This window comes from Sinomonas terrae, assembly GCF_022539255.1.
GTDB classification, from domain to species: Bacteria; Actinomycetota; Actinomycetes; order Actinomycetales; family Micrococcaceae; genus Sinomonas; species Sinomonas terrae.
Window position 1 is genome coordinate 2,629,194 of sequence record NZ_JAKZBV010000001.1, and the last position, 12,963, is coordinate 2,642,156.

General features: G+C 65.1%; 12 protein-coding genes. 10 read left to right on the forward strand and 2 right to left on the reverse strand.

Annotated elements, in window-relative coordinates; genetic code table 11:
- Positions 1-2 precede the first annotated feature (2 nt).
- The 4 genes from L0M17_RS12155 (at position 3) to L0M17_RS12170 (ending at position 4,087) form a co-directional block, all read left to right on the forward strand.
- Positions 3-971, forward strand: coding sequence for an electron transfer flavoprotein subunit alpha/FixB family protein (locus L0M17_RS12155; RefSeq protein ID WP_241054225.1), 969 nt, complete (start codon positions 3-5; stop codon positions 969-971).
- A 747-nt stretch (positions 972-1,718) separates the two neighbouring features.
- Entirely contained in the window at positions 1,719-2,552 is an 834-nt protein-coding gene (locus L0M17_RS12160; protein WP_241054226.1) for a cytochrome b/b6 domain-containing protein, read from the forward strand.
- An 18-nt stretch (positions 2,553-2,570) separates the two neighbouring features.
- Entirely contained in the window at positions 2,571-2,963 is a 393-nt protein-coding gene (locus L0M17_RS12165) for a cupin domain-containing protein (RefSeq protein WP_241054227.1), read from the forward strand.
- Between the two features lie 221 nt (positions 2,964-3,184).
- Entirely contained in the window at positions 3,185-4,087 is a 903-nt protein-coding gene (locus tag L0M17_RS12170; protein WP_241054228.1) for an NAD(P)-dependent oxidoreductase, read from the forward strand.
- 44 nt (positions 4,088-4,131) lie between these two features.
- Here the strand turns inward: L0M17_RS12170 and L0M17_RS12175 are convergent, their stop codons facing one another.
- Positions 4,132-4,941, reverse strand: a complete 810-nt coding sequence (locus tag L0M17_RS12175) for a sugar phosphate isomerase/epimerase family protein (protein ID WP_241054230.1) — start codon at positions 4,939-4,941, stop codon at positions 4,132-4,134.
- Between the two features lie 210 nt (positions 4,942-5,151).
- Here L0M17_RS12175 and L0M17_RS12180 point away from each other — a divergent pair, with 210 nt between their 5' ends.
- From L0M17_RS12180 to prpB, 6 genes are all read left to right on the forward strand, one after another.
- Positions 5,152-5,958: an SDR family NAD(P)-dependent oxidoreductase gene (locus L0M17_RS12180; RefSeq protein ID WP_241054232.1), complete on the forward strand. Its 807-nt coding sequence runs from the start codon at positions 5,152-5,154 to the stop codon at positions 5,956-5,958.
- 40 nt (positions 5,959-5,998) lie between these two features.
- Positions 5,999-6,817 carry a carboxymuconolactone decarboxylase family protein gene (locus L0M17_RS12185; RefSeq protein WP_241054234.1) on the forward strand — a complete coding sequence of 273 codons (819 nt, stop codon included), beginning with the start codon at positions 5,999-6,001 and terminating at the stop codon, positions 6,815-6,817.
- A 60-nt stretch (positions 6,818-6,877) separates the two neighbouring features.
- Positions 6,878-8,074, forward strand: coding sequence for a bifunctional 2-methylcitrate synthase/citrate synthase (locus tag L0M17_RS12190; protein ID WP_255731945.1), 1,197 nt, complete (start codon positions 6,878-6,880; stop codon positions 8,072-8,074).
- A gap of 446 nt (positions 8,075-8,520) precedes the next feature.
- Complete coding sequence (locus L0M17_RS12195; protein ID WP_241054236.1) at positions 8,521-9,174, forward strand: GntR family transcriptional regulator; 654 nt, start codon at positions 8,521-8,523, stop codon at positions 9,172-9,174.
- On the forward strand, positions 9,167-10,687 hold the full coding sequence (locus L0M17_RS12200) for an MmgE/PrpD family protein (RefSeq protein ID WP_241054237.1): 1,521 nt from the start codon (positions 9,167-9,169) through the stop codon (positions 10,685-10,687). Before L0M17_RS12195 ends, L0M17_RS12200 begins: the two co-directional genes overlap by 8 nt.
- A gap of 35 nt (positions 10,688-10,722) precedes the next feature.
- On the forward strand, positions 10,723-11,628 hold the full coding sequence (prpB, locus tag L0M17_RS12205) for a methylisocitrate lyase (protein WP_241054238.1): 906 nt from the start codon (positions 10,723-10,725) through the stop codon (positions 11,626-11,628).
- Between the two features lie 309 nt (positions 11,629-11,937).
- Here prpB and L0M17_RS12210 read toward each other — a convergent pair whose 3' ends face one another.
- Positions 11,938-12,543, reverse strand: a complete 606-nt coding sequence (locus L0M17_RS12210) for a VOC family protein (protein ID WP_241054239.1) — start codon at positions 12,541-12,543, stop codon at positions 11,938-11,940.
- Positions 12,544-12,963 lie beyond the last annotated feature (420 nt).

Consider the following 12,963-nt stretch of genomic DNA (forward strand, 5'->3'; position numbering starts at 1 on the left):
AAATGCCTGATTTTCCTACTGACTCCATTCTTGTGCTGCTAGAGGTGGCTCCGGACGGCGGTCTGGCGAAGTCCTCGGCGGGGCTAATAGGAGCCGCAGCCGAGGCAGGCACGCCCGTGGCGCTCGTCGTATCCGACTCCGACGGACTCGCCGATGAGGCAGCCGCCCTAGGAGCCGCACGGGTGCTGATGGCCCCCACTGGCGATGGAATGACCATTCCGCAGGTAGATGCTCTAGTCGCGGCTTCGGAACTGGTTGGTGCCGATGCGATCCTGATTTCCAATTCCGTCGAGGGGCGTGATGTCGCGGGTCGCTTCGCGGTCCGCACCGGATGCACCATCGCCGCCGATGCAATCAAGGTCTCGCGCGATCCGGAAGGGGTGGTGGCTCACCACTCGGTCTACGGAGGGTCCTACAACGTGGACTCAGCCGCAACGTTCGGCACGCTCGTGATCACGGTGCGCCAAGGCGCCGTGGAAGCCCGCGCGCAGCGGCAGGCCGCCCAGGTCGAGCGGCTCGACGTAGCTGCGTCGGCCACGCGGTCGGCCAAGGTCGAGGGCTTCGAAGCGACGGAGGTCAGCTCGACCCGTCCGGAGCTGAGGGGGGCGAGGAAGGTGGTCTCGGGTGGACGGGGCCTTGGCTCAGGCGAGCACTTCGCCTTGGTGGAGCAGCTTGCCGATGCCCTCGGGGCAGCAGTCGGAGCATCCCGGGCTGCTGTCGACGCCGGATATGTTCCCCAGTCGTACCAGATCGGGCAGACAGGGGTGTCTGTTTCACCACAGCTGTACGTCGCGGTGGGGATCTCCGGGGCAGTCCAGCATCTGGCAGGGATGCAGACCGCCAAAACCATCGTCGCTATCAACAAGGACGCGGACGCCCCGATATTCGACATCGCCGACTTCGGCGTAGTAGGCGACCTATTCACCGTGGTGCCACAGCTCATCGAAGCGCTGCAGGCCAAGAATGGATAGGCGATGACGGCCCGCACCCCGCGGCGGGGGCTTCCCCGCACAGCCGGCGGCGAGCCTTGGCCGCCGCTACCCGAAACCACAGCGGAATCGACAGCCGCGATCGACCTAGGCGAAGATCCACCCGTCGCCGGAGACGCTCCTCTGAACGGCGTCTCAGGGGCTCCGATGCAAAAAGCCGCGGAATCGCCAGCTCCTGCGCAAGGACGCGGCAACCGAGAAGCGCAAGTCCCCGTCGGGCTCCGCCGCGGCCTACCACGTAGGCCCGGCGGAGAGCGATGGCCCAGTGGGAGTGCGATCACCGCAACCGATACGGTTTCGGCGGCTCCCGTGGCGTACCGAACCTCGCCAGGACGACACTCCACTGCGGTCCAACAGGGCGATCTCGTCGCCTCACCATTGCCCAATCAGCCCCCTCCTGGGAAGGGCGAGGTCCCCTTGCGGCGCGGGCTGCCCCGAGAGGCAGGCGGCGAACCGTGGCCGCCGGCCGGCTGCGCGCCGGAGAGCGTAGCCGGGACGGACGCTCCTGCTCTTCCCTTGGAATCCGACACGCAGCCCTCCGAGCCGGTCTCCCAGAAGGAACTGCCAGACCACCGAGCTGACCAGCGGGAGTTCCCAGCCGAATTGCCTACGCCTCCGAGCGCAGCCCAGGAGCCGGACGTCCTGATGCCCCAACCGAAACGCTATGGCCCTTTCACAAGGAGGCAGTGGGCCGGGGCAATCGTCGTTGGGACGGCCGGAGTGATTATCGTGGCGACGCTGATCGTGATGCTGGTGCGGTGGTTCGTCTCACTCGGGTTCATGCAGGACTTCACCTCCGCATTCCCTGGACAGTACCGCCTGCCAGCCGGGTCACCGGTCGGGTTCCCCGCATGGGTAGGGTGGCAGCATTTCTTCAACGTGTTCCTGATAGTTCTGATCATCCGCTCCGGCCTGACAGTGCGCCATCAGAAGCGCCCGCCTGTTGTCTGGTCTCCCCGTCGTGACAGGACGCGCAAGATCAGCCTGTCGCTTTGGTTCCATCAGTCCCTCGACATCCTGTGGCTGGTGAACGGCGTCGTCTTCGCCGTGCTCCTCTTCGCGACAGGACAATGGACCCGGATCGTCCCGACCAGCTGGGAGGTATTCCCAGACGCGATTACCGCAGCGCTGAGGTACCTTTCACTGGACTGGCCCACCGAGGACGGCTGGGTGAACTACAACGCCCTCCAGCAGCTCGCGTATTTCGCGACCGTCTTCATCGCCGCTCCTCTCGCCTCCCTCTCCGGCGTGCGGATGTCCGGAGTGTGGCCAAAGGGTGCACGAAGGCTGAACAAGGCCTACCCCGTCGAGTGGGCCAGGGCCGTCCACTTTCCGGTGATGGCTTATTTCGTCCTGTTCATCATCGTCCATGTCAGTCTCGTGCTCGCAACGGGCGCCCTTCGGAACCTCAATCACATGTATGGCGGTTCGGATGAGGTGAACTGGGTAGGCTTGTGGATCTTCGTCGGGTCCCTGTGTGTGATCGCTGCCGGCTGGGTCGCCGCCCGTCCCCTCGTGCTCGCCCCATTAGCCAGGCTCTTCGGAACCGTGTCGAGAGGTTGATGCATGGAAGGAAACCCTATGTTGACCGTCGTTAGAAGCGATGTCGAGACGATTCGCGCTGAGCGGGCAAACGGCCCGTGCACGGGCGAGATGTGGCGCGAAATCCTCCTCCAGGAGAGTGGAACGAGTTTCAGCAAGAACTTCTTCACGCCGTGCGCCCGCACTCATTGGCACAGCCACGAGGGAGGCCAGCTCCTGATTGTCGAATCAGGCGAGGGATTCGTGGCCACCGCGGATCAGGTGGTTCGGATGGGCGTCGGCGACATGGTCTGGACTCCGCCCAAAGTACGCCACTGGCACGGGGCCTCCCACAGCCGAAGCATGCTTCATCTGGCCTTCTCCCTCGGCGGAGTCGATTGGCAGGAGGCGGTGCAGGACGAGATGTACGAGTCGGTTCGGGCAGCGGGTTGAGCGTCCCGTCCTGGAAGCCAGTCGCGGCGGAGACCGGGCCTCTCAGCCCTCGGCAAAGCCGGTTGGGTCAACGGCGCTATTCCGCATCCAACGATGCCCTCCAGGAGAGCGCCTCGCGGGTGGAGTCTCCCTACCGTCAGAGAACGCAAGCAGGTTTTCTTCAGCAGCAAGATGGCACGAGCGAGCCTCGGGTCTAGGGCACGGCCAACGAGAGGATCACAATGACAATCGGGTACATCGGCCTCGGCGACATGGGAGGCGCGCTCGCGAGCCGGTTGCAGAGCCAACGCAAGATTCACGTGTACGACAGGAACCCTGCTGTCGTCCGCGTGCTGGAGGACCAGGGCGCCGTGGCATGCGACAGCATCCCCGAGCTCGCACGGGAATGCACCGCAGTGCTGCTATGCCTCCCTACCTCGGACCACGTACGGTCCGTGATTTTCGGCCACGGGGGCCTGGCAGAGACGCTGGCGCCACACTCTCTCATCATCGACCAGACTTCAGGAGATCCCGGAGAGACCAAGGCCATTGCCAAGGAGCTCGAAGCACGCGGCATCACGCTGGTCGATGCCCCCGTCAGCGGCGGTGCCCCGGCGGCCGTTGCCGGCACGATCTCGATCATGCTCGGCGCCGCCCCCCGAGATGTCGAACGCTCGATCGAGGTCCTCGAGTTGATCAGCCCCAAGATCACCCATGTCGGTGGAATAGGCGCAGGCCACACCATGAAGCTGATCAACAACCTTCTCTCCTGCTCACAGCGTTGGCTGTCCCTCGAAGCGCTCACCCTGGCTGCGAAGAACGGCATCGATGCCACGACCGCCCTGGAGGTGCTTGTCGCCGGCGGAGGCCGGAATGCGTACCTCGAGCAGCAAGGAAGCCGAATCCTGGCGGGAGACCGCGACCGGGGATTCAGCCTTGCACTGGCGCACAAGGACCTCAGGCTCGCTTGCTCGCTGGGAGCGGCCAGCGGAGTGCCAACGTTCTTCGGAAGCCTCAGCCGAGAGCTGTACCAGACAGCGATGGCGCTCATCGGCCGGGACAGCCACGTCGAAGCCTTGGCCACCGCGGTGGAGCGGCTTGCGGACGTTGAGCTCACCACCGCCCGGCCCAGCGCTCAGGCTTGATCTGCTGAACCCGAGGCCGTCCACATCCTGTGGACGGCCTCGACTCACGCACTCTTCGATACGAGTTGCCGTGCGGTACGGGCTGCCTTCTTGGCGCGGTCGAGGATAGTCATCCCGCCGTGATCCCGGGCGGGCACCTCGACGCAGACGGGCAGTCCAGTGGGAAGGGAGGCGACGAAATCTTCCAGCGGAAGTCCTCCCTCTCCCGGGAAGAGGCGCCCGTAGCGCGCCTCGAAGGGAAGGTCGGCGGGGGCGATCGCCGGCGCGTCGCACAGCTGAGCACACGCCAGAAGCTCTGGTTCGGCGAGCCGTATCTCCCCGGCCTCCCCGCCCGAGCGGTGGAAGTGGAGCGCGTCCAGGGTTACTCCAAGGCCCGGATGACCCACTTTGCGGACCACGTCCAGCGCCTCCCCCAGCGAGGAGATCCCGCGGTACGGAATGAATTCCAGCATGACGCCCACTCCGTAGGGTTCAGCCGCGAGGCAGAGCTCCTCAAGCCGCCGCAGGAAGTCATGTTCGTCCTCCGCGCGGTGCTCTGCCGGGGTGCCGGAAGTGACAGCAAGCCGGCGCGCCCCGAGGACGCCGGCGAACTCGAGCGCAGGAAGTACCTCCGCCACAACTGTTCCAGCAGTCACGCGCACGACTTCCACATCGAACACCTCAAGACCGCTGCTTCGAAGGCTGCGCTCCATTTCCTTCCGCAGCACGGCGTCCGCCATGACGTCGATGTCGGTATCCATGACGGGGAACAGCCGCAGGCTGACGCCGTCGAACCCGGCCTCCCGAGCCACATCGATCTGCTCGAGCGGCGTGCACGGAAGAACCGTCAGGGCGGAGAGCGACAGTGGATGCATAAGTTTCGATCCTCTCCCCGACAGAAGGCCCAAAGCAGGCCTGCTGTCCATATTTGCGAACTTCCGTATCTTATGGTGTACACTTCTCTAAAGGCAACCGTCTGGACCGCCGATGCCGAGCGGCCTTCTTCGTCCGATCGGCCGCTGTTTCTGGCTCGGCCCGTTCAACGGTTCTGAACGTCGTGGTTCTCACGATCCGAAAGGAAAGCCATGGGCAGACTTGCTGACAAGGTCGCTGTTGTAATCGGAGCGGGGCAGAGCCCAGGGGAATCGATCGGAAACGGTCGTGCAACCGCCCTGCGCTTCCTGGAAGAGGGAGCTTTTGTTCTCGCCGTCGATCGAGACATCGATTCGGCCCGGGAGACCCTGAAGATGTCCGAGCAGGGTGCCAGCGGCGAGCCATTCGAAGCCGATGTGAGGCGAGTCGAGTCGCTCAAGCAGGCCCTCGACTTCGCGGTCTCCCAGTGGGGACGGATAGACATCCTGCACTACAACGTCGGTGTCAGCGTCGGGGCAGGGGACGGCCCGCTCGAGGTGGTCACCGAAGACTCGTTCGATGTCGTCATGGAGGTCAATCTCCGGGGAGCGGTCATGGCTGCAAAGCTGGTCGAGCCCATTATGCGAGAGCAGGGATCGGGCGTCGTCCTCAATGTCTCATCGATGTCCGCGATAGAGACGAGCTCTCAAAATGTCGCGTACCGCGCAAGCAAGGCGGGGATGATCGCGTTCACCCAGCAGTTCGCCTTGAGGAATGCTGAATTCGGCATCCGTGCCAACGCGATCCTGCCCGGACGAGTGGAGACCGCTATGGCGGTGGACACCCGCGCGCGACTGACGGGCGCATCCCGCGATGACATCATTGCGCAGCGGAAGACCCTGATCCCGTTGCAGGGACACGTGGGGACTGGCTGGGACGTGGCGAACGCGGCGGTCTTCCTCGCCTCCGAAGAGGCCGCCTTCATCACAGGAGTCTCGCTCCCGGTCGACGGCGGAGCACTTGTCAAGATCGGTTGGTAGACCCAATTCCACTGCTCAGAACAAGAAGGGGGAGGCATCTATGAAGGAACAGATTCAGGGGGCGCCGACCGAGCCCGACTTCGCATCGCTGACCGGCCTCATTTCACAGGTGGCCGATCTGGACGAGTTCCGGAAGTCCGCGTGGACGTCACTGCCGGTAGCCTCAGATTACTGGCGCGCTCCGATGGAGAGCTCGCACCTCACGGCCCGGATGAAGGAGCTCGTCCTGCTCGGGATGCACGCTTCGGCCACGAGCCTGAACGTTGATGGCGTGGAGCGCCACATCAGGCGCGCCCTCGCCGCGGGCGCCACCGCCGCGGAGATCATCGACGTGCTGATCACCATCGTTGCGCTGGCAAACCATGCGCTCTACTTCTCTGTGCCAATCCTGCAGGAGGAGCTCAGGAAGCGGGGGGGTGACGCGGACGGCACGGAAGAGTTTGACCCGGATTTTGAAGCTGCGAAGCAGGCCTTCATTGAGTCACGCGGGTTCTGGAACTCGGATCGCGAGGCGATCGCCCGGCTCATGCCCGAGTATTACCAGGCTCTGGATGCCGTCTCGACCGAGTCCTGGAACAACGGCAAGCTCACCACCAAGGAACGCGAATTCGTGTGCATCGGCATCGACTGCACAGTGACGCACAACTACGAGCCTGGGCTGCGCCGGCACATCCGGAATGCCCTTGACCTGGGAGCAACCCGCGAGGAGATCCTGGAGGTCTTCCAGCTCGCCGGACTCCTCGGACTTGAAAGCTACATCCTGGGGGCCAAGATCCTCTTCGGCCACCAAGCTTCGATGACCACGGCCCAAGAGGCAGCGGATCGAGACCTGTGCCGGCTCACTAGCTGCGAGCAGTAGGTCCCTTCCCAATCCAAACACCACAAAGGTCCTGATCCTTGGCATCACGAAGGAGTGAGCATGACTGACATCAAGAAAGGGCTCGCGGGAGTCACCGTCGACTACACCGCTGTGAGCAAAGTCAACCCGGAGACCAACTCTCTGCTCTACCGTGGATACCCCGTCCAGGAACTTGCAGCAACGCAACCGTTCGAGGCGGTCGCCCACCTGCTGTGGAAGGGCGAGCTTCCAACCGACGAAGAGCTGGCAGCGCTCCGTGCCGAAGAGCGACTTCATCGTGCCCTCGATCCGGATGTGCGAACGGCAATCGAGCTCGTTCCGCTCGACGCTCACCCGATGGACGAGGTACGGACAGCCGTCAGCCTCCTCGGCGCACGCGATCTCGCCGGCACGGGTTCGGTGCTCGATGCCGGAGGCAATCCCGAGGAAAACCTCGCCCGAAGCATACGTCTCTTCGCTGCGCTTCCGGCGATCGTTGCCTACGGCCAGCGCCGGCGTCGCGGACAAGATCTTGTCGAGCCGAGGGATGACCTCGACTACGCAGCGAACTTCCTCTGGATGACCTTCGGGGAGGAGCCTGACGACATCGTCGTCGACGCTTTCAACCGCTCGATGATCCTCTACGCGGAGCACTCGTTCAATGCTTCGACCTTTACCGCCCGCGTCGTTACCAGCACACTCAGCGATCTTTACTCGGCTGTGGTCGCCGCAATCGGCGCCCTTAAAGGACCGCTGCACGGCGGAGCCAACGAAGCCGTGCTCCACATCTTCAACGAGATCGGAGACGCATCCAACGTCGGCCCGTGGCTCGATGAAGCTCTTGCCTCAAAGCGCAAAGTCATGGGCTTCGGGCATCGGGTGTACAAACGCGGCGACTCGCGAGTGCCCACCATGAAGGCCGCGCTCGACACGCTGATCGAGCATTACGGCAGACCCGACGTCGCAGCTCTCTACGACGCCCTCGAGTCGGAGTTCGTCAGCCGCAAGGGCATCTATCCCAACCTCGATTTCCCTTCTGGGCCGGCGTACAACCTCATCGGCTTCGACACGCTCACATTCACACCGGTGTTCATCGCTGCGCGCGTGACGGGCTGGACCGCGCACATCCTGGAACAGGCCGCTTCGAATGCTCTCATTCGCCCTCTCTCGGAATACAACGGCCCCAAGGAACGGCATGTCGAGGGATACGTCGCCGATGCCTCAGCTGCAGCGGCCGAGGCGGACGTCGCACAGCGGGCCGAGGAGATGGCTGAATGATGAATCGGAACGAGCTCGCCATTCCGTCTCGTTGCATCGGGGAGCGGGAAGAGCGCGCATGATCGAATCCGTCGGGTGGTACAACACTGATTCGGAAAATCCTTCCGACGCTTTGTTCTGGGACGGCTGGAGGATGCATTCCAACGAGCGCGGGGATCCTCTCGCCCCGGGGAGCAGACTGCCGTCCCTCATGTACGTGATCAGCTTCATCCGCCGCCTCAACCGTTTCCGGACGATACCGAACACCGGGATGTCAACCTCATAAGGCAGTTCCCCGGGCCCTCATGAGCGGCATTCGCAGTCGCATCTACCTTGCCCAACGCCAACGAGGGTGCCGCGGGTGGCCCATGACTAACTGCGCTCCACGACGGCATGCTCTCCACCGCCCGTCCAGGTCCTAGACGGGCGGTGGGCGACCACGCCGTACGAAAATTGAAGGAGAAGCCATGAAGGCGGGCGATCGAGCGTATGCGGCGCTCCGCGACGACATTGTGGAGTGGCGTCTGCTCCCCGGGGCGGTGCTGGTTGAGGTCGAGCAGGCCGAGCGTTTGGGCCTGTCGCGGACTCCGCTTCGAGAGGCGCTCGCGAGGTTGACGGCGGAGGGGCTGGCAACCGCGCAGCGGGGTCGTGGCGTCGTCGTGAGCAATTTGTCCCTCAGCCAGCTCGGCGAGCTCTACGAGCTGCGCGAAGCCCTCGATTCGAAGGCCGCGGCCCTCGCGGCTCAGCGCGGCGCCAGTGCCCGCTTCGCCGACCTGCGGGACCGCTTCTGGGCCTCGCCGGCGCTCTTGGCCGATGAGAACATCCAACGCAGCGTGTACTACGCGCTTGCTTCCGAGCTCGACGCCGCGATCGGCGCGGCTATCTCCAACAGCTTCCTCTCCCAGTCACGGCGCAGGCTGGGCGTGCACCTCGCCCGGGCGCGCCGCATTGCGCGTGATGACGTCCCCCGGCTGCGGCAGGCCGCCGTCGAGCACGCGACGATCGCCGGGGCGATCGCCGGCGGCGACGCCCCGCTCGCCGCGGCCGCGACGGCGGTGCACCTGAGCAACAGCCTGAACCACATCAGAACGAACTACCCGAAAGAGGCCATCGATGGTTGAGCTGCACAAGGTCCGCGTCTACCGCAGCGAGGAGAACCTCCCACGCGAGGGGCAGCTCGCCTACCGGATCGCGAGGGTCGCCGCCGACCCGGTCGAGGTCGCCCCGGAGGTGGCGGAGATGGTGGTCAACCGGATCATCGACAACGCCGCGGTCGCGATCGCGTCCCTGAACCGGGCCCCGATCGTCTCCGCGCGCGCCCAGGCCCTGGCCCACCCGGCCTCCACCGGCGGCCGGGGCGCCCTCGTGTACGGGATCGGGAACCGTGTTTCCCCCGAGTGGGCGGCGTGGGCGAACGGCGTCGCGGTGCGCGAGCTGGACTACCACGACACGTTCCTTGCCGCCGAGTACTCCCATCCGGGTGACAACATCCCGCCGATCCTGGCCGTGGCCCAGCATGTGGGCTCGACCGGACGGGACCTCGTGCGCGGCATCGCGACGGGGTACGAGATCCAGGTGGACCTCGTGAAGGCCATCTCCCTCCACAAGCACAAGATCGACCACGTGGCCCACCTCGGCCCCTCCGCCGCGGCCGGCATCGGGACGCTGCTCGGCCTCGACGTCGAGACGATCTTCCAGGCCGTGGGGCAGGCGCTGCATACGACGACGGCGACGCGCCAGTCGCGCAAGGGCGAGATCTCCACGTGGAAGGCCCACGCCCCCGCCTTCGCCGGGAAGATGGCCGTCGAGGCCGTGGACCGGGCGATGCGCGGGCAGACCTCCCCCGTGCCGATCTACGAGGGCGAGGACGGGGTCATCGCCTGGCTCCTGGACGGCCCCGACGCCGCCTACGAGGTCCCGCTCCCCGTCGAGGGCGAGGCGAAGCGCGCGATCCTGGACACCTACACGAAGGAGCACTCGGCCGAGTACCAGGCCCAGGCGTGGATCGACCTGGCCCGCAGGCTCCACCGCGAGCGCCCCGAGGCCACCGACCCGGCGAACGTGGCGCACATCCTGATCCGCACCAGCCACCACACCCACCACGTGATCGGCTCCGGGGCGAACGACCCGCAGAAGTACGACCCCACCGCGTCCCGGGAGACGCTGGACCACTCGATCCCGTACATCTTCGCCGTGGCCCTCCAGGACGGGATCTGGCACCACGTGGACTCCTACGCCCGGGAGCGGGCCGCCCGCCCCGACACCGTCGCCCTGTGGCACAAGGTCACCACCGAGGAAGACCCCGAGTGGACCCGCCGCTACCACTCCCTCGACATCGCCGAGAAGGCCTTCGGCGGCTCCGTGGTCATCACCATGAACGACGGCACCGTGATCGAGGACGAGATCGCGGTCGCGGACGCGCACCCCCTCGGCGCCCGCCCGTTCGGCCGCGAGCAGTACATTCAGAAATTCAGGGCGCTCGCCTCGGAGGCCGTTGCCCCGGAGGAGATCGAGCGCTTCCTCGACACCGTCCAGCGCCTCCCCGAACTCCGAGCGGGCGAGCTCGATGCGCTCAACATCATCGCCAAGGACGGGGTCATCGACCTCGCGTCAGCACCGAAGGGACTGTTCTGATGGAGGTTTTGGGTCTGATGGAGGTTTTGGTCTAGATGCTGTACTCCAAGTCCACCCCGGAGCAGAAGCGGATCCGCCTGCGCGAACTGCTCGCCTCGGGGAAGGTCCAGCAGTTCCCGGGCGCGTTCAATCCGCTCTCCGCGCGCCTGATCGAGGAGAAGGGCTTCCCTGGGGTCTACATCTCCGGCGCCGTCCTCGCCAACGACCTCGGCCTGCCCGACATCGGCCTCACGACCCTCACCGAGGTCGCGACCCGAGCAGGGCAGATCGCCCGCATGACCGAGCTCCCCGCGATCGTCGACGCCGACACCGGCTTCGGCGAGCCCATGAACGTGGCCCGCACCGTCCAGGAGCTCGAGAACGCCGGGCTCGCGGGCTGCCATATCGAGGACCAGGTCAACCCCAAGCGGTGCGGCCACCTCGACGGCAAGGCCGTCGTGGACCTCGACACCGCGCTGAAGCGGATCCGCGCCGCCGCCGAGGCGCGGCGCGATCCGAACTTCCTCATCATGGCCCGCACCGACGTCCGCGCGGCAGACGGACTGGACGCCGCCGTTGACCGCGCCAAGGCACTCGTCGACGCCGGCGCCGACGCGATCTTCCCCGAAGCCATGGGGAGCCTCGAGGAGTTCAAGGCCATCCGCGACGCGGTGAGCGTCCCCGTCCTGGCGAACATGACCGAGTTCGGAAAGAGCCGCCTGTTCACCGTCGCCGAGCTCGAAAGCGTGGGGATCAACCTCGTCATCTACCCGGTCACCCTGCTGCGCAGCGCGATGGGCGAGGCCGAGCGCACCCTCGACGCCATCCAGGCGGCCGGCACGCAGGAGGAACAGGTCGAGAACATGCTCACGCGGGCCCGCCTGTACGAGCTGGTCGACTACGAGGCCTACAACCGCTTCGACACAGGCGTTTTCAATTTCCTCGTCCCGGGTCAGCACTAACGGGTCCGGCATCTGGCCACCCCTTTGCCGGGCTTCCTCCCCGCAGCCGGGCGGTCATCAGACTTCCGGCCCCGGTGCGCACGGGTACTCGCAACAGGCACCTTGACGGTCAAGGACCGGGGCCGGAATTCCGGTTCATGCTAGAACTGGAAACAGCCTGCGGGCAGCCGAGGACACGCCTCCTCCGCTGCCCGCAGCATCGTGCCACGCACACCTCTATAGCGCGGTGTCTCGTGAGCGGTCCGCGCATTGTCCGCAGATCAGAAGCGCGCTTCTCGGGGAGTCGATTCGTCCTCCACCGACGATCTATCAGTCGAGACTGTCGACCTGGAAGTCCGCTGACGCAATGAAATCGTTGCGAGTGCCGAAGCGACGCACAGGCCTCGTCCCGTCCCAAGCAGTCGAAAGCCGCTCTATTGCCGTCATGTAGGTCCTCCTGAAGGGTGTCAACGGCGCAAGCTCGACGATGCCGCCAACCATTGGCGGAGCGGTGTAATAGATCCCATTCCTGGTTCCTTCGGGGAGATGGATAGAACACAGTTCCACAAAACCCGCGGTCTCCAGAGAACTACAGGACGCTTCGAAGTCCTCTGGCCAGAACCCGAGATGGTGAATCCCTTCCTTCCCAGAGGCGAGGAAGTCTCGAAACGGGGAGGGGGCGGAGTTGGTCTGCGCAATCAGCTCCAACTGGGTTTCCCCGGTGTAGGAGAACGCCACCGAGAATCGGACTTCGCTCGTTTCGCCTCGGTACATGAAGCGCCGGTCGCCGATGCCATCTTCGATCAGGATCCAAGGGCCGACGTGCATTTCTTCGGCCCAGAAGGCGGCTGCCTTTTGAATGTCGTCGACCACCATGCCGACCTGCATTCGCGGCCCCAGAAGGTGCGGCAGTGCCGCGTCGATTCTGCTCGCCATCTCCGAATTTCCTCCCTGCGATTCCCGCCCCGACAGCAGACCGAACTATATGGAAGAAGCGGCGGGGCATATACATTATTACGAACACACGTACTGAATGTCGTAAAGAACTATAGGGGGCGGCACCCAGACCGGCAAGGGCTCATACCCCTTCTCCCCGCATCCGCCCCTTGGGCGAGCATGTCAATGCCGGTTGACCGCGAGGCGCTGCATGGGGTCGCGCGGATGCCTCAGCCACGTGGCGCCGAGTGGGGCAGCGAAGGAACGTTTCGCATGGGAGGTCGTTGGCAGCCCGCCGCCTGGAGCCCGCCGGCTGGCACCGACGCTCCGCCTGCTCGCATGGGTTCATCATGAGCGTCGGCCCACAGCGGCGTCGAGCATGCATGGACCCAACGAGAGCGGCGCATCTACTGCTCGATC